Here is a 17,299-nt window from a genome sequence, read left to right as displayed (position 1 = left end):
GGCGGTTTGAGTTAAGGCTCTGTAACGTTTTGGGCAGTTGTTTTGGTCGACTCGGCAGTGATGCCTATTGTGTTCCTATCCGTGCCGCCGGGGGCTGATGTCCGCGGCAGGCACATCAACCTGCACAGGAGGAATCAGCGTGTCTCAGAGGACATGGCGCAATCGCGCCCTCGGGCTCGTCGCCGGTGTGGGGGTTACCACCCTCGCACTCGCCGGCTGCTCGACCACCCCGGAAACGAACGAGCCTGACGAGGGCGACGTCGTTGCCGCGACCGTCACCATCGCCGAGGTCAACGAGTTCACCAGCACCAACGCGATCAGCGCGACGGGTAACCTCGACATCAACGGCAAGGTCAACTACCTGACCCGCGCCGGCTTCTACTACGTCAACGACTCCTACGAGATCGTCCCCGACGAGTCGTTCGGCACGATGGAGATCGTCTCCGAAGACCCGCTCCAGGTGAAGTACACCCTCAACGAGGGCCTCGTCTGGTCGGACGGCGACGCGATCGACACCGACGACCTCGTCCTCGGCTGGGCTGTGAGCTCGGGCATCTTCGACGACGCGTCCTTCGACGCCGAAGGCAACGTCACCGAAGGCACGCAGTACTTCCAGTACGCCGGCAGCACCGAGGGCCTGAAGACCTCGACGATCACCGAGGTCAGCGACGACAAGCTCTCGCTCGTGCTCGAGTACGACCAGCCCTTCGTGGACTGGAACCTCAACGGCCTCATCGACCAGCCGATCCATGTGCTGGCCGAGAAGGCGGGCGTCGAGATCGCCGACCTCGTCGACACGATCCTCACCAGCCCCCGTGGCGACGCCGAGAACCCGGCGCCCGTCAACGAGACGCTGAAGGCCGCGGCCGACTTCTGGAACACCGGCTTCGACATGACGTCGCTGCCCGAGGACGAGTCGCTGTACCTGTCGAGCGGCCCGTTCATCATCGAGTCGTGGGAGCCGTCGCAGTCGATGACGCTCACCCTGAACGAGAGCTACCAGGGCGACCTCAAGCCGCAGTTCAGCGAGATGGTCATCCGCTTCATCGGTGACTCGCAGGCGCAGGTCACGGCCCTCCAGAACGGCGAGGTCGACCTGATCGTCCCGCAGGCCAGCGGCGACGTGCTCACCGCGCTCGAGGGCATCGACGGCATCCAGGTGCTTCAGGGCGACGAGCTGTCGTACGACCACATCGACCTCACCTTCGCCGGCGTGTTCGCCGACCAGAACGTGCGTGAGGCGTTCCTGAAGACGATCCCGCGTCAGCAGATCGTCGACACGCTGATCAAGCCGGTCAACCCGGCCGCCGAGGTGCTGAACTCGCAGCTGTTCATCCCCGCGCAGCCGGCCTACGCCGACGCGATCGCGAACAACGGCTCGGACGCCTACGCCGAGGTCGACATCGAGGGCGCCAAGGAGCTGCTCGCCGGTGCCACCCCGACCGTGCGCCTGATGTACAACATCAACAACCCGAACCGCGTCAACGCGTTCGAGGCCATCCAGGCTTCGGCTGCTGAGGCCGGTATCACCGTCGAGGACGTGGGTCGTGAGGACTGGGGCTCGCAGCTGGGCTCCGACATCTACGACGCCGTGATCTTCGGCTGGGCCTCGCCCGGTGTCGGCAACGGCACCATCCCGCAGATCTTCGCGAGCTTCGGTGGTAGCAACTTCAACAAGTACGCCAACGACCGCGTCGACGAGATCGCGCGCACCATCCCGGTCACCCTCGACCCCGAGGAGATCGACGCGCTGACGATCGAGGCGGACGGCGAGCTGTTCGCGGACGGCTACGGCCTGCCGCTGTTCCAGAGCGCGGGCCTGGAGGCCCACACCGACCGTGTCCAGGGCATCACCTACATGGGCAACCAGACCGGTCCGATCTGGAACTTCTGGGAGTGGACGGTCTCCGAGTAATCGGCTGACCGCCTGACGTACGACGCAGGGGCGTCGGGTCTCGTAACCCGGCGCCCCATGCGCGTGCAGACCGTCCACCGGCAGCCTGCCGACGCGCGGAATCACGAGTTCCCCCCGGCACGCCTGCTACGTTCTCTGCATGAAGGGCCAACCCCGTGCTTAGCTTCATCCTTCGACGCATCGGCGTATCGATCCTGATCTTGATCGCCGCGTCGTTCCTCATGTACGGCATGGTCGCCATCGCCCGCGACCCACTTGAAGACCTCTACGCGTCGAACAGTCCCAACCGGGACCAGCTCATCCAGCAGCGGGTCGAATGGCTCGGTCTGAACCAGCCCATCCCGGTGCGCTGGTTCAACTGGTTCGTCGGTGCGGCCCGCTGTGTCGTCCCGTTCGCCGGCTGCGACCTCGGCGTCACCATCCAGAACCAGCCGGTCACCATCCTCCTCGGCCGCGCCATGGGCGCGACCCTCCAGCTGGTCACCGCCTCGACGCTCCTCGCGATCGTCCTGGGCATCATCGTCGGCATCGTCTCCGCGCTGCGCCAGTACAGCGCCATCGACTACACGTTCACCTTCGCGAGCTTCCTCTTCTACTCGCTCCCGTCGTTCGTCATGGCGGTTCTGCTGAAGGTGTTCGTCGCCCTCACCTTCAACGACTGGCTCGCCGAACCCGTCTTCACCTGGCCGTTCATCATCGTCGCATCACTGCTGATGGGCGTCTTCCTGCAGGCCATGGTGGGCGGGCCCCGCACGCGCCGGCTCATCACCTTCGCCGCCGGCACCGTCGCGACGATCGTCATCCTCTACTTCATGAGCGTGACCGCGTGGTTCCTCGACCCGGCCCTGGGCCCGGTCGTCGCGCCGCTGCTGATCGCCGCATTCGCCGCCGCGATGGTCGTCATGATCGCCGGCGCCCGCGCCCGCTACGCCTGGCGCACGGCGGGTGCCACGGCGATCGTCGTCATCATCTGCTACTTCGCGCTGCAGCCCGTGCTGGCCGCATGGGGCGGCTGGGGCGCCGTCGGCCTGTTCGTCTTCGCGCTCGTCGTGGGTCTGGTGGCCGGCTGGCTGCTCGGCGAGTACGACAAGGGGCAGGCGATGCGCATCGGCGCGCTCAGCGGTCTGCTGGGCGCGGGCGTGATCGTGCTCGACCAGTTCATGCAGCACTGGAACTCCTACGTGCGCCACCCGCGTGTGCGCGGGCGCCCGATCGCGACCGTCGGCGCCGAGACGCCGAACCTTGGCGGCGATTTCTGGATCTCGGGGATCGACTCGTTCACCCACCTGCTGCTGCCCACCATCAGCCTCATGCTCATCTCGTTCGCCGGCTACACGCGGTACGCGCGTGGCGGGATGCTGGAGACCCTCAACCAGGACTACATCCGCACCGCGCGGGCCAAGGGTCTGCCCGAGCGGACGGTCGTCGTGCGTCACGCGCTGCGCAACTCGCTGATCCCCATCACGACCATCGTCGCCGCCGATGTGGGCGCGCTGATCGGTGGTGCGATCATCACCGAGCGCATCTTCGCCTTCAGCGGCATGGGCGCGCTGTTCGACTCCGGCCTCAAACGGGGTGACCCCAATCCGGTCATGGCGTACTTCATCGTCATCGCGATCTTCGCGATCACGTTCAACTTCCTGGCCGACCTTGCGTATTCCGCCATCGATCCGAGAGTGAGGGTCAAGTGATGGCACTTCCCACTGAACGCGGCCACGCCGGAGAAGAGGCGCCGAAGGCCCACGTCGTCACGTCGGACGAACGCGGTATCAGCCAGGGCCGCCTGACGCTGCGCCGGTTCCTGGCACACAAACCCGCCGTCATCAGCGCGATCCTGTTCATACTCATCGTGGCCTTCGCCGTGAGCGCCACCGGCATCGGATCGTGGGCGGGCTGGTGGAAGTGGAACCACACCCAGCTGCTCCCGCCGGTGGAGGGCGGGCGTCCGACGCTGACCCTGTTCCCGTTCTCGCTCGGCGAGCACCCGTTCGGTCAGAACACCGTCGGCAAGGACTACTTCGCGATGGTGATGCGCGGTCTGGTCAACTCGTCCTACATCATGTTCGTGATCGGCCTGCTGGCATCCTTCATCGGCGTCGTGATCGGCGCCGTGGCCGGCTACTACCGCGGCTGGGTGGATGCCGTGCTGATGCGCCTGACCGATGTCGTCATCGTCATCCCGATCATCGTGATCGGCGCCGTCGTCGGTTCTGCCGCGGGCGGATTCGGTCCGGTCGTGCTGGCCATCTTCCTCGGCTTCTTCGCCTGGACGGGTGTCGCCCGTCTGGTGCGCGCCGAGTTCCTGAGCCTGCGCGAGCGGGAGTTCGTCGAAGCGGCCCGGGTGGCCGGTGCCTCGGACGCGCGGATCATCTTCAAGCACATCCTGCCCAACGCCATCGGCGTCGTCATCGTGTCGACGACCCTGCTGATCGCCGCCGCGGTGATCCTCGAGACGTCGCTGTCGTTCCTCGGCTACGGCGTGCGGCCGCCGGACGTGTCCCTGGGCCTGCTCATCGCGGACAACGAAGCGGCGTTCCAGACCCGCCCCTGGCTGTTCTGGTGGCCCGCGTCGCTGATCGTGCTGCTGTCGCTGCTGGTCAACTTCGTCGGCGACGGTCTGCGCGACGCGTTCGACCCGCGGCAGAAGCGCATCGTGTTCCGGCGGGTGAAGGAGCTGCCCGAGGACGCGGCGGTGGTGACGGACGGCGCCGCAGCGGAGGAAGACGCGAAGGCGCAGCCGTGATCGACCAGCGGGTTTCACGCCGTGGCGATCATCACCCAGATGGTCGCGACGATCAGCGCGACGGCCAGCGCCGGCAGGACGGGTTCCCAGTGGCGGCGCACCGCCGTGCTGCCGGCCACCCCGAGCTCGATCTGACCGCTTTCGCGTCGCCGCGCCCACTGTTCACGCACCACGACGGCCGCGTTGCCCGAGTCGGAGCCGACCAGGTCGCTGTTGCGCACCTCTTGGCCGGCCGCACGTGCCTCGCGCCGCGCGGCGCGGGCGTTCGAGCCCAACGCCGACAGCAGACCCGGCGCGGGAGCCGACCAGGCGACGAAATCGCCGGCCGGGGTGCGCAGCGTCAGAGCGCGGCGCGTATCCACGTGCACGAGCGCCTCCCAGGGCACCAGCACCTGGTGGGTCACGTTCTGCAGTCGGACTCCGGCATCCACGACTTCCACACAGGGGCGCCACAGCGCCACCCAGGCGAGCACGCTCGTCGCGGCGGCGGCCGGATACAGCCACAGTTGGCGCGCGTCGCCGCCGACCAGAGCCGCCAACACGGTGCAGCCGGCGACCACCCACAGCACGACAGCCATGACACGGTTGAAAGTGGACGTGACACGGACCGGCTCGCTCATGACTCCATTCTCTCGCGCACGCACACCAGGACGATTCGATGACTGATCACAACACCGTCGGCACGGCCGGCTCCGCACCCCTCCTGCAGGTCGAGGGCCTGTCGGTCGATTTCGCGGTCGACAACTACTGGGTGCCGGCCGCCAAGCAACTGGCCTACACGGTCGAGCGCGGCAAGGCGCTCGCGATCGTGGGGGAGTCGGGATCGGGCAAGAGCGCCAGCTCGATGGCGATGCTGGGACTGCTGCCCAAGAACGCGCGCGTGCGCGGCAGCGTGAAGCTCGATGGCGAAGAGATCCTCCACACCGACGCCGACCGCCTGCGGCGCATCCGCGGTGCCGAGATCGCGGTGATCTTCCAGGAGCCGATGACGGCACTGAACCCGGTGCTGACGATCGGCTTCCAGATCGTCGAGACGCTGCGCACCCACTTCGGCATGTCCCCCAGCGAAGCCAAGGAACGCGCTCTCGAGCTGCTCGGCATGGTCGAGCTGCCCGACCCCCAGAAGGCGTTCGACTCCTACCCGCACCAGCTGTCGGGCGGCCAGCGGCAGCGCGCCATGATCGCGCAGTCGATCTCGTGCGACCCGAAGCTGCTGATCGCCGATGAGCCCACCACCGCGTTGGACGTCACCGTGCAGGCCGAGATCCTCGACCTCATGCGCGACCTGCGGCATCGCCTCGACTCCGCGATCCTCATCATCACCCACGACATGGGTGTGGTCGCGGACATCGCCGACGACATCGTCGTGATGCGCCGCGGCGAGATCGTCGAGCGCGGTTCCGTGCACGACATCTTCGGATCCCCGCAGCACCCCTACACGCAGGAGCTACTGGGCGCGGTGCCGCGCATCGGTGACGGCGCCGAGGAGACTATCGACACGACGGCCGCGCTGGCCGGCGACACGACCGAGATCCGTCTGGCCGAAGTGGCGGCGCGACGCGACGAGCAGCGCCGACAGGGTCTGGGCGACCCGGTGCTGCGGTTCGACGATGTCGCCATCGAATACCCCAAGCGCGGACGGGTCCCGGCGTTCCGGGCCGTGGAGCACGCGTCGTTCAGCATCTACCCGGGCGAGGTGACGGGTCTGGTCGGCGAGTCCGGCTCGGGCAAGACGACCGTCGGCCGGGCTGCGATCGGGCTGCTGCCCATCGCGGAGGGCACGGCCGAGGTGGTCGGTATCGACATCTCCAACGCGAACCGGGCGACCCTGCGGCGCGTGCACAAGGACGTCGGCATCGTGTTCCAGGACCCGTCGTCATCGCTGAACCCGCGGCTGCCCATCGGCCAGTCGATCGGCGAGCCGATGCTGCTGGCCAAGGTCGCCAAGGGGCGGGAGCTCGACACACGCGTCGAGCAGCTCCTCGACGCGGTCGAACTGCCGCGCGCGTACCGCAACCGCTACCCGCACGAGCTGTCCGGCGGCCAGAAGCAGCGCGTGGGCATCGCGCGCGCCCTGTCGCTGCAGCCGAAGCTGCTCATCGCCGACGAGCCGACCTCCGCGCTGGATGTCTCGGTGCAGGCCACCGTCCTCGAGCTGCTGCGACAGCTGCAGGCCGACCTCGGCTTCGCATGCCTTTTCGTCAGCCACGACCTCGCCGTCGTCGACTCGCTCGCCGACCGCATCATCGTGATGAGCAAGGGGCGCATCGTCGAGCAGGGCGCGACCGGGAAGATCCTGCGCGCGCCGAGCGAGGCGTACACCAAGCGGCTCATCGCCGCCATCCCGGTGCCCGACCCCGAGGAGCAGCGTCAGCGCCGCGAGGCGCGGGCCGCTCTGCTGCGCGAGGAGTCCGCCTGACCCGGAGACGGAGCGCCGGGTCCGCCTGACAGCGACGACGCCGTCGAACGCGGGCGTGAAGCGGGCACCCAGTCACGCCCTTGTAGTATGGAACGTCGGCATCCCGGCGCACCCCATCTACTTAGGACACCTTCATGGCGCACGCCCTCCGCCCGGACCTCCGCAATGTCGCGATCGTCGCGCACGTCGACCACGGCAAGACCACGCTCGTGGATGCCATGCTGCGGCAGACCGGATCGTTCGGCGAACACGCGCACGTCGAAGAGCGCGCGATGGACTCGAACGACCTCGAGCGCGAAAAGGGCATCACGATCCTCGCCAAGAACACGGCGATCACCTACAACGGCATCCACTCCGACGTCCCGGTGACGATCAACGTGATCGACACCCCGGGCCACGCCGACTTCGGCGGTGAGGTCGAGCGCGGCCTGTCGATGGTCGACGGTGTGGTGCTGCTGGTCGACTCCAGCGAGGGCCCGCTGCCGCAGACGCGCTTCGTGCTGCGCAAGGCGCTCGAGGCCAAGCTGCCCGTCATCCTGCTGGTGAACAAGACCGACCGTCCCGACGCGCGCATCGCGGAGGTCGAGGAAGAAGCCCACGACCTGCTGCTGGGTCTGGCGTCGGACCTCGTCGACGACGTGCCCGACCTCGACGTCGACGCCCTCCTGGACGTCCCCGTCGTGTACGCCTCGGGCCGTGCGGGCGCCGCCAGCCGGAACCGCCCGGAGAACGGTTCGCTGCCCGACAACGACGATCTCGAGCCGCTGTTCGCCGCGATCCTCGAGCATGTGCCCGCCCCGTCGTACGACGACGAGGCCCCGCTGCAGGCGTGGGTGACCAACCTCGACTCCAGCCCGTTCCTGGGCCGCCTCGCGCTGCTGCGCGTGTTCAACGGCACCCTGAAGAAGGGGCAGACCGTCGCGTGGGTGCGTCACGACGGCACGCACGCCAACGCCCGCATCACCGAGCTGCTCAAGACCCGGGCGCTCGAGCGGTACCCGGCCGAGTCGGCGGGCCCGGGCGACATCGTCGCCATCGCCGGCATCGAGGAGATCACGATCGGCGAGACGATCGCCGACCCCGACGACATCCGTCCGCTGCCGGCCATACACGTCGACGACCCCGCGATCTCGATGACCATCGGCACGAACACCTCGCCGCTGGTGGGCAAGGTCAAGGGCCACAAGCTGACCGCGCGCATGGTCAAGGACCGCCTCGACCGCGAACTCATCGGCAACGTGTCCCTCAAGGTGCTCGACATCGGCCGTCCCGACGCGTGGGAGGTGCAGGGGCGCGGCGAGCTGGCCCTCGCGATCCTCGTCGAGAACATGCGCCGCGAGGGCTTCGAGCTCACCGTCGGCAAGCCGCAGGTGGTCACCAAGCAGATCGACGGCAAGGTACACGAGCCGTTCGAGCACCTGACCGTGGACGCCCCCGAGGAGTACCTCGGCGCAATCACCCAGCTGCTGGCGGCGCGCAAGGGCCGCATGGAGACCATGACCAACCACGGCACCGGCTGGGTGCGCATGGAGTTCGTCGTCCCGTCGCGCGGGCTCATCGGGTTCCGCACCGAGTTCCTCACCACCACCCGCGGCACCGGCATCGCCAACGCCATATCGCACGGCTACGAGCCGTGGGCCGGGCACATCATGACCCGCCAGAACGGCTCGATCGTCGCCGACCGGGCCGGGGTGGTGACGCCGTTCGCGATCATCGCGCTGCAGGAGCGCATGAGCTTCTTCGTGCAGCCGGGTGAAGAGGTCTACGAGGGCATGGTCATCGGTGAGAACTCGCGCAGCGACGACATGGACGTGAACATCACCAAGGAGAAGAAGCTCACCAACATGCGCTCCTCCACGGCCGACACGTTCGAGTCGATGACCCCGCCGCGGCAGCTGTCGCTCGAGGAGAGCCTCGAGTTCGCGCGCGACGACGAATGCGTCGAGGTCACGCCGGAGAAGGTGCGCATCCGCAAGGTCGTCCTCGACGCGACCGAGCGGGGACGTGCGGCAGCCCGCCTGAAGCGCCAGGACGCGAACGCCTGAGCCCGTTGCGGCACCCCGGGTGACTGCCTGGCGGGCGGGATGCCGGGGCGGTGACGGGCCAGGGTGCCGGGCACCGGCATCCTTATCGTGCCGGCACAGGCCCACCGACGGATAGCATCGAGCGGTGGGTCACGAACGCGAACACGTGCGCCGAGCCTGGCGGGACGGCATCGGTGTCGCGGTGGCCACCAGTGCCTACGGCGTGTCGTTCGGCGCGCTGGCGGTCGCCTCGGGACTCGACGTCTGGCAGACCTGCGTGCTGAGCCTGCTGATGTTCACCGGCGGTTCGCAGTTCGCGTTCGTCGGCGTCATCGGCGCGGGTGGCCTGCCCGCGGCGCCGGCGGCCATCGCCTCGGCGGGCCTTCTGGGTGCGCGGAACGTGGCGTACGGGCTGCGGATGTCCCCGGTGATCGGCGGCGGATTCTGGCGGCGCGCGGCGGCCGCGCACTTCACGATCGACGAGTCCACCGCGGTGTCGCTGGCCCAGCAGACGCCGCGCGCGCGGCAGGCGGGGTTCTGGGTGACCGGCATCGGCATCTACCTGGGCTGGAACCTGTCGACCCTCGCCGGTGCGCTGCTGGGCGACGTGCTCGGCGACCCGCGCGCCTACGGACTCGACGCCGCCGCGGCCGCCGCCTTCCTCGCGTTGCTGTGGCCCCGCCTGCGCCGCCGCCAGGCGATCGCAGTGGGCATCGCCGCGGCCGTGGTGGCCACGGTGCTGACCCCGTCGCTCATGCCCGGCATCCCGGTGCTCCTGGCCGCGGTCGTGGCCATCGCGGTGGGGTGGACGAACTGGCTCGGCGACCGTGACGCCGCGCCGGAAGAACCCGACGACGTCCCCGAACGGGAAGGGCTGCCATGACGCTGTGGAACGCCGTCCTGGTCGCGGCACTGGTGTGTGTCGCGCTCAAGACGCTGGGCTACCTCATCCCGCCGCGCTGGTTCGAGGCCCCGGCGCCCTCGCGCATCACCGATCTGCTGACCGTCGCGCTGCTGGCCGCGCTGGTCGCGGTGCAGACGCTCGGGGTGGGGCAGGCGATCGTGGTGGATGCCCGGGTGCCGGCCCTGCTGGCGGCGGCGGGCCTGCTGATGCTGCGGGCTCCGTTCCTGGTCGTGGTCGTCGCCGCCGCGGTGGTCGCGGCCCTGCTGCGGCTGTGGGGCTGGGCCGCCTGACCCGGGAGCCCGTGCGACTCAGGGTCCGGCCTAGACTTGCGGGGTGAAGTTCACATGGGCGCGGGTGGCGACCTGGGTGGTCGCCGCCGTCATCGGCGCGGTGTTCGGCGTCGCCGGCACCATCGGGCAGAGCGCGCGCTGGGGGTGGTTCCCCGTCGGGCTGATCATCGCCGTGATCGGGGCTGCGGCGCTCGTGCTCGCGGTGCGCCTGCTGACCGCGGATCGCTGGGCCGCGCTGGCCACCGGCGCCGGCGCCGTGATCACGAGTCTGGTCTTCTCCGGCGAGGGGCCCGGCGGTTCGGTGCTCGTGCCCGCGCCGGCCGACGGCGAGGTGTCGACGGGCCTGGTCTGGACCCTCGCGCTGCCGGTGATCGTGGCGCTGATCGTGACGTGGCCTTCGGCCACGGCGCGGCCGGTCGCGTCCGACGCCTTCGCCACGAACTAGACTTGACGCTGTGACGTATGTGATCGCCCTGCCGTGCGTCGACGTGAAGGACCGCGCCTGCGTCGACGAATGCCCCGTGGACTGCATCTACGAGGGGGAGCGATCGCTCTACATCCACCCGGACGAATGCGTCGACTGCGGCGCGTGCGAGCCGGTGTGTCCCGTCGAGGCCATTTACTACGAGGACGACCTGCCCGACGAGTGGCAGGACTACTACACCGCCAACGTCGAGTTCTTCGACGACCTGGGCTCGCCCGGCGGCGCGGCCAAGATCGGCGTCATCAAGAAGGACCACCCGGTCATCGCCGCCCTCCCGCCGCAGGCCCCGTAGATGCCCGTCCGCGATCTGGCCGACTACCCGTGGGACGCCGTCGCCCCGTACGCGCAGAAGGCGCGCAGCCACCCCGGCGGCATCGTCGACCTGTCGATCGGCTCGCCCGTCGACCCGACCCCGGAGCTGATCGCCGCCGCGCTGCGTGAGGCCACCGACGCGCACTCCTACCCGCAGACGGCCGGCACCCCCGCGCTGCGCGAGGCCATCGCCGGCTGGTACGCCCGGCGCCGCGGCGTGCCCGGACTGGGCGTCGACCAGGTCCTGCCGACCGTCGGGTCGAAAGAGCTCGTCGCACTCCTGCCGCTGCTGCTGGACATCGGCGCCGGCGACACCGTCGTGCACCCCCGTGCCGCCTACCCGACCTACGAGGTGGGGGCGCGGCTGGTCGGGGCCACCCCTCTGGCCGCGGACGACCCGGCGCAGTGGCCGGCGGGTACCCGCCTGGTGTGGCTGAACTCACCCGGAAACCCCGATGGGCGCGTGCTCGGTGTGGACGAACTGCGCGCCGCCGTGGCCCGGGCGCGCGAGCTCGGCGCCGTGATCGCCGGAGACGAATGCTACGCCGAGCTGGGGTGGGACGGTCCGTGGGCGGATGCGGCAGTGCCCAGCCTGCTCGACCCTCGTGTCACCGGCGGTGACGACACCGGCATCCTCTCGGTGTACTCGCTGAGCAAGCAGTCGAACCTCGCGGGGTACCGTGCCGCGTTCCTCGCGGGGGACCGGGCCCTCGTGGCGCGGCTGCTGACCGCGCGGAAGCACCTCGGGCTCATGCTTCCCGCTCCCGTGCAGGCGGCCATGATCGTCGCGCTGGGCGATGACGAGCATGTGCGGGTGCAGAAGGAGCGCTACCGCGCCCGCCGGGAGGTGCTGCGTCCCGCGCTGGAGGCCGCCGGGCTGCGCATCGACCACAGCGAGGGCGGCCTGTACCTGTGGGCGACGGCCGGAGAGGACGCGTGGATGACCATGGACCGGATGGCCGATCTCGGCATCCTCGCCGGTCCCGGCCACTTCTACGGCGCGCACTTCCCGCAGCACGTGCGCTTCTCGCTCACCGCGACCGATGAGCGGATCGGCGAGGCCGCCCGACGCCTGCGCGATTCGTAGGACACCCACTACGGATTCGCGGATCCTTTGGCGGGGTCAGGAGTAGGCCTCATCGGCGGATAGGCTGTATCGAGCGCGTACCGCACGGCAAGGAGGCTTCGTGAGCAACCCCGACATCCCTCAGACCGCCACCGTCACCATCGGTGGGGCGACAGCGCAGCTGCCGATCCTGGCCGGCACCGAGGGCGTGCCGAGCGTGGACTTCTCGACCTTCACCAAGCAGACCGGGCACACCGCGCTGGACTATGGGTTCGTGAACACGTCCTCGACGAAGTCGAAGATCACCTACATCGACGGCGATGAGGGCATCCTCCGCTACCGCGGGTACCCGATCGAGCAGCTCGCCAAGAACAGCACCTACCTCGAGGTGGCGTGGCTGCTGCTGTACGGTGAGCTGCCCACCGCCGACGAGCTGGCCGAGTTCGACGACCGCATCCGCCGGCACACGCTGTTGCACGAAGACCTCAAGCACTTCTTCTCGGCCCTGCCGCACACCGCGCACCCGATGTCGGTGCTCTCCAGCGCCACCGCCGCGCTGTCGACCTATTACGAGAACCAGTCCGACCCCGGCAACCCCGAGCACGTCGAGCTGAACACCATCCGCCTGCTCGCGAAGCTCCCGGTCATCGCGGCCTACGCGCACAAGAAGAGCGTCGGACACGCGTTCCTGTACCCCGACAACTCGCTGAGCTTCGTCGACAACTTCCTCAAGCTCAACTTCGGCGTGCACAGCGAGCCGTACGAGATCAACCCCGTCATGTCGCGGGCGCTCGAGCGGCTGCTGATCCTGCACGAAGACCACGAGCAGAACGCCTCCACCTCGACCGTGCGACTGGTCGGCTCCACCGGCGCCAACCAGTTCTCGTCGATCTCGGCCGGCATCAACGCGCTGTACGGTCCGCTGCACGGCGGGGCCAACGAGGCCGTCCTCGACATGCTCGCGCGCATCCGCGACTCGGGTGAGAGCGTCGAGCGCTTCGTCGAGCGCGTCAAGAACAAGGAAGACGGCGTGAAGCTCATGGGCTTCGGGCACCGCGTCTACAAGAACTACGACCCGCGCGCCAAGCTCGTCAAGGAGTCGGCCGACGAGGTGCTGCGCGAGCTCGGCGTGCACGACCCGCTGCTCGACCTGGCGCAGGAGCTCGAACAGGTCGCCCTCTCGGACGACTACTTCAAGGAGCGCCGGCTCTACCCCAACGTCGACTTCTACACCGGCGTCATCTACAAGGCCATGGGCTTCCCGACGCGCATGTTCACGGTGCTGTTCGCGATCGGACGCCTGCCCGGCTGGCTCGCGCACTGGCGTGAGATGCAGTACGACCCGCAGACGAAGATCGGCCGCCCGCAGCAGCTGTACATCGGCGCGGGCGAGCGCAACTACCCCGGAGCCGTCTGACGCTATACAGTCACGTCATGCACATCGACGTGATCGAGCCCTTCCCGGTCGACCCGGTCGGCCTCGACCCGAGCGTCGGGATGGGCATGCCCCCGGGCTTCGCCGCGCTGTTCGCGTTCATCGTCGTGCTCGTGATCGCCGGCGGTGTGGTGGGGGTCGTGATCAACGTGCGCAAGTATCGGCTGCTGCGTCGTGCCGGTCATGATCCGCTGACCGTGGATGCCGCCATCGCGGCCAAGATCCTCGACAGCGAGCTGCCGCGGGCGGGCACCGCGCCGGCGGACCCGGCACTCCCGCGCACGGTCGAGGAGCGCCTGGCCGAGATCGACGACCTGCACACGCGCGGTGTCATCTCCGCCGACGAGCGCGCCGCCGCTCGCGCCGCGATCCTCGCCGGCTGACCGCCGCGCGCCCGCGCGGGCGGGTCAGGCGTGCAGGGCCTCGTTGAGGGTGACGCCGATGCCGGCGCGGCGCACGGCTTCGACCGCGCCGGTGAGCGAGTTGCGGCGCAGCAGCAGGCCGTCACGGCCGGACAGCTCGGCGCCCTTCACGACCGGCCGGGAGCCGTCGTGGCGCGGCTCGGCGTCGGCCAGCACGATCTTGGTGCCCGCCGTGACATACAGCCCCGCCTCGACGATGCAGTCGTCGCCGAGCGAGATGCCGATGCCCGCGTTGGCGCCCAGCAGCGTCCGCGCCCCGATCGACACCCGGTGCGACCCGCCGCCGGACAGGGTCCCCATGATCGATGCGCCCCCGCCGATGTCGCTGCCGTCACCGACGACCACGCCCTGCGAGATGCGTCCTTCGACCATCGAGGCGCCGAGGGTGCCGGCGTTGAAGTTGACGAAGCCCTCGTGCATGACGGTCGTGCCCGACGCCAGGTGCGCGCCCAGCCGTACGCGCGCCGCGTCGGCGATGCGCACCCCGGACGGGACGACGTAGTCGGTCAGCCGCGGGAACTTGTCCAGCGAGTGCACCTGGATGCCGGCGCGCTGCAACCGCGGGCGCAGCCGCGTCAGGTCGTCGGGATGCATCGGGCCGGCACTGGTCCACGCCACGATCGGCAGATGCCCGAAGATGCCGTCGAGGTTCACCTGGTTGGGGGCGACGAGGCGGTGCGACAGCGCGTGCAGCCGCAGGTAGGCGTCCGCGGTGCCGGCCGGAGCGGCATCCAGGTCGATCTCGGTCACCACGGTCTGCACGGTCACACCGCGCCGCTCGTCGGGTCCGGTCTCCGCCTCCCACGCCGAGGTGTCGACGTCGTCGGGGGCGGCGCCCGGCACGGGGTCGGGGTACCAGGTGTCCAGCATCGTCCCCGACTCGGTCACTGTGGCAAGGCCGACACCCCATACCCGACGCGTTACGCTCATCCGTCCAGATTATCGGCCGACCGGGGGCGCTCTGCGCCGTCGCTAGACTCGACGGCATGCTCGACCTCACCGCATCGTCCGTCGATCTGACCCGCACCATCTGCGACATCGCGAGCGTCTCCGGCGACGAGAAGGTGCTCGCCGACGCCATCCACGCGGCCGTGACCGCGCTGCCGCACCTGGAGGTGCACCGGGACGGCGACACGATCGTCGCGCGCACGATGCTGGGCCGCGCGCAGCGCGTGGTGATCGCCGGGCACATCGACACCGTGCCGATCAACCGCAACCTGCCCGTCCGCGACATCGAGATCGACGGCGAGCCCTACCTGTGGGGGCGCGGCACCGTCGACATGAAGGCCGGGGTCGCGGTGCAGCTGAAGCTCGCCGCCGAGCTGACCACCCCACGGGCCGACATCACGTGGATGTGGTACGACCATGAAGAGGTGGATGCCGACCTCAACGGGCTGACCCGCTTGGCCGCCCACCGCCCCGACCTGTTCGCCGGCGACTTCGCGATTCTGGGCGAACCGTCCAACGGCCAGGTCGAGGGAGGCTGCAACGGCAACCTCCGGGCGATCGTGCGCACCCACGGGGTGCGGGCGCACAGTGCGCGGGCGTGGATGGGCGAGAACGCCATCCATGCGGCGGCGCCGATCCTGGCCCGCCTCGCCGAGTACCGGCCGCGGGAGATCGAGGTCGAGGGCCTCGTGTACCGGGAGGGGCTGAACGCGGTGCGCATTCGGGGCGGCGTCGCCGGCAACGTGATCCCCGACCTGTGCGAGGTCGAGGTCAACCACCGGTTCGCCCCCAGCCACACCGCGGCCGAAGCCGAGGCGCACGTGCGCAACGTGTTCGAGGGCTTCGAGGTCGAGGTCGTCGACCTGGCCACCGGGGCGCGGCCGGGCCTGGACGCGCCCCTGGCGCGGGAGTTCGTGCAGGCGGTCGGCGCGGTGCCGCAGCCCAAGTACGGCTGGACCGATGTGGCGCGGTTCTCGGCGCTGGGCGTCCCGGCCGTCAACTACGGGCCGGGCGACCCGAGCCTCGCGCACCACGACGAGGAGCGGGTGTCCCACGCGCAGATCACGGCCGTCGAGCGCGGTCTGCGCGCATGGCTGACGGCGGTGTGACGCTGCGCCGGCGCGCCGGCGCCCTGCCGGTCGCCCTGCGCATCGCGATCGTCTACCTCCTGGCCCGCCTGGTGACCTGGGGGTTCCTGATCCTGGCCGCGGCGCTGTCGGGCCCGGCATCCCGGTTCGGCGCCGACGCGACCGTCACCGACCTGCTGATGGGCTGGGACGCGCAGTGGTACTGGTTCATCGCCGAGCACGGCTACCCGACCGAGATCCCCGTCGACGAGGCCGGTGCTGTGCAGCAGAACCAGTGGGCGTTCATGCCGCTGTACCCGGTGCTGGCCCGCATCGTCGGGCTGCCGTTCGGCGGCTTTCCGGCCGGGGCGCTGCTGATCCCGCTGGTGGCCGGGTACCTCGCCTGCCTCGTCCTGCACCGGCTGCTGCGCGACCGGCTCGATGCGACGGCGGCCATGTGGGCGGTCGTGCTGTTCGCGGCGGGGCCGCTCGCCGCGCTGTTCCACATGGGGTACGCCGAATCGCTGTTCCTGCTGTGGCTGTTCCTCGCGCTGCTCTGCCTGCAACGCCGCCGCTTCGGCTGGCTGTATCCGCTCATCCCGCTCATGGGCTACACCCGGCCGGGGGTGCTCGCCTTCGCGCTGCTGCTGGGCCTGTACGGCATCTGGCGCTGGGTGCGGCGCCGCGACGACCCGCTCCCGGGCCGTCACGTCGTCCACGTCCTGGCGCTGGGGGCCATCGGCGTGGTGGTCGGCTTCTCCTGGCAGGTGATCGCCGGGGTCGTCACCGGCGACATGTCGGCCTACCTCGACACCGAGCTGTCCTGGCGCCGCGGCTGGGTGGGAGACGAGGCCGGCGGCTTCGTGCCCTTCGCCGGGTTCGTGCAGGCCGCCGGCATCTGGTTCGGTCTGTGGGGCCTGCCCGAGGCGGCCGGCTATGTCGCGCTGGCGGTGTGCGTGGTGGCGGTGGCGTGGCTGCTGCTGCGCGAACGGCACGTGCGCCGACTCGGCGTGGAGCTGCGCCTGTGGTCCGCCTCGTACCTCGTCTACCTGCTCGCGGTGTTCTTCCCGCAGTCCAGCACCTTCCGACTGCTGCTGCCGCTGGCGCCCGCGTACGGCGCGCTCGCGGCGCCCCGATCGGCATGGTGGCGCGGGGCGATGCTCGTGCTGGGATTAGCTGGCCAATGGTGGTGGATCTACAACATGCTCGCCCTGGGGAACACCTACACCCATATCCCGTGACCGCATGCCGGGGGCCGCGCACACCGGCA

General features: G+C 69.7%; 16 protein-coding genes. 14 read left to right on the top strand and 2 right to left on the bottom strand.

From position 1 onward, the window contains the following. Window positions 1-139 precede the first annotated feature (139 nt). The 3 genes from ACQ143_RS03615 to ACQ143_RS03605 all read left to right on the top strand — a co-directional run bounded on the left by ACQ143_RS03615 (window position 140) and on the right by ACQ143_RS03605 (window position 4,658). The gene (locus ACQ143_RS03615) at window positions 140-1,915 is read left to right on the top strand and encodes an ABC transporter family substrate-binding protein (RefSeq protein ID WP_449569338.1); all 1,776 of its coding nucleotides are present in this window, start codon (window positions 140-142) and stop codon (window positions 1,913-1,915) included. A 155-nt stretch (window positions 1,916-2,070) separates the two neighbouring features. Next, window positions 2,071-3,606, top strand: a complete 1,536-nt coding sequence (locus tag ACQ143_RS03610; RefSeq protein WP_449569337.1) for an ABC transporter permease — start codon at window positions 2,071-2,073, stop codon at window positions 3,604-3,606. Further along, window positions 3,606-4,658: an ABC transporter permease gene (locus tag ACQ143_RS03605; RefSeq protein ID WP_449569336.1), complete on the top strand. Its 1,053-nt coding sequence runs from the start codon at window positions 3,606-3,608 to the stop codon at window positions 4,656-4,658. Before ACQ143_RS03610 ends, ACQ143_RS03605 begins: the two co-directional genes overlap by 1 nt. 14 nt (window positions 4,659-4,672) lie before the next feature. Here the strand turns inward: ACQ143_RS03605 and ACQ143_RS03600 are convergent, their stop codons facing one another. Next, window positions 4,673-5,278, bottom strand: a complete 606-nt coding sequence (locus ACQ143_RS03600; protein WP_449569335.1) for a PH domain-containing protein — start codon at window positions 5,276-5,278, stop codon at window positions 4,673-4,675. Window positions 5,279-5,316: 38 nt separating this feature from the next. Between ACQ143_RS03600 and ACQ143_RS03595 the strand changes: the two genes are divergently transcribed. From ACQ143_RS03595 to ACQ143_RS03555, 9 genes are all read left to right on the top strand, one after another. Next, window positions 5,317-7,077 (top strand): ABC transporter ATP-binding protein, encoded by a 1,761-nt coding sequence (locus tag ACQ143_RS03595; RefSeq protein ID WP_449569334.1) that lies wholly within the window; start codon window positions 5,317-5,319, stop codon window positions 7,075-7,077. Window positions 7,078-7,211: 134 nt separating this feature from the next. Further along, a complete protein-coding gene (typA, locus tag ACQ143_RS03590) occupies window positions 7,212-9,122 on the top strand; it encodes a translational GTPase TypA (protein WP_449569333.1) in 1,911 nt (636 codons plus the stop codon). Between the two features lie 124 nt (window positions 9,123-9,246). Next, window positions 9,247-9,984 (top strand): AzlC family ABC transporter permease, encoded by a 738-nt coding sequence (locus tag ACQ143_RS03585; protein ID WP_449569332.1) that lies wholly within the window; start codon window positions 9,247-9,249, stop codon window positions 9,982-9,984. Further along, window positions 9,981-10,295, top strand: a complete 315-nt coding sequence (locus ACQ143_RS03580; RefSeq protein ID WP_449569331.1) for an AzlD domain-containing protein — start codon at window positions 9,981-9,983, stop codon at window positions 10,293-10,295. Before ACQ143_RS03585 ends, ACQ143_RS03580 begins: the two co-directional genes overlap by 4 nt. Before the next feature lie 43 nt (window positions 10,296-10,338). Continuing rightward, entirely contained in the window at window positions 10,339-10,740 is a 402-nt protein-coding gene (locus ACQ143_RS03575; protein ID WP_449569330.1) for a DUF6113 family protein, read from the top strand. Between the two features lie 10 nt (window positions 10,741-10,750). Continuing rightward, window positions 10,751-11,071 carry a ferredoxin gene (fdxA, locus tag ACQ143_RS03570; protein WP_449569329.1) on the top strand — a complete coding sequence of 107 codons (321 nt, stop codon included), beginning with the start codon at window positions 10,751-10,753 and terminating at the stop codon, window positions 11,069-11,071. After that, complete coding sequence (gene dapC / locus ACQ143_RS03565; RefSeq protein ID WP_449569328.1) at window positions 11,072-12,178, top strand: succinyldiaminopimelate transaminase; 1,107 nt, start codon at window positions 11,072-11,074, stop codon at window positions 12,176-12,178. Between the two features lie 100 nt (window positions 12,179-12,278). After that, window positions 12,279-13,574, top strand: a complete 1,296-nt coding sequence (locus ACQ143_RS03560; protein WP_449569327.1) for a citrate synthase — start codon at window positions 12,279-12,281, stop codon at window positions 13,572-13,574. Window positions 13,575-13,591: 17 nt separating this feature from the next. Next, the gene (locus tag ACQ143_RS03555; protein ID WP_449569326.1) at window positions 13,592-13,975 is read left to right on the top strand and encodes an SHOCT domain-containing protein; all 384 of its coding nucleotides are present in this window, start codon (window positions 13,592-13,594) and stop codon (window positions 13,973-13,975) included. A 24-nt stretch (window positions 13,976-13,999) separates the two neighbouring features. Here ACQ143_RS03555 and dapD read toward each other — a convergent pair whose 3' ends face one another. Continuing rightward, entirely contained in the window at window positions 14,000-14,944 is a 945-nt protein-coding gene (gene dapD / locus ACQ143_RS03550; RefSeq protein WP_449569325.1) for a 2,3,4,5-tetrahydropyridine-2,6-dicarboxylate N-succinyltransferase, read from the bottom strand. Window positions 14,945-15,000: 56 nt separating this feature from the next. On the opposite strand from dapD, the gene dapE reads away from it, so the two are divergent. Next, window positions 15,001-16,071, top strand: coding sequence for a succinyl-diaminopimelate desuccinylase (gene dapE, locus ACQ143_RS03545; RefSeq protein ID WP_449569324.1), 1,071 nt, complete (start codon window positions 15,001-15,003; stop codon window positions 16,069-16,071). After that, window positions 16,053-17,270 (top strand): hypothetical protein, encoded by a 1,218-nt coding sequence (locus ACQ143_RS03540; protein ID WP_449569323.1) that lies wholly within the window; start codon window positions 16,053-16,055, stop codon window positions 17,268-17,270. The genes dapE and ACQ143_RS03540 overlap by 19 nt, the downstream gene beginning before the upstream one ends. Window positions 17,271-17,299 lie beyond the last annotated feature (29 nt).

The organism is Microbacterium pollutisoli (assembly GCF_053586795.1).
Note: the sequence above shows the minus strand (reverse complement) of the source record. Positions and strands in the feature narration are given on the sequence as shown.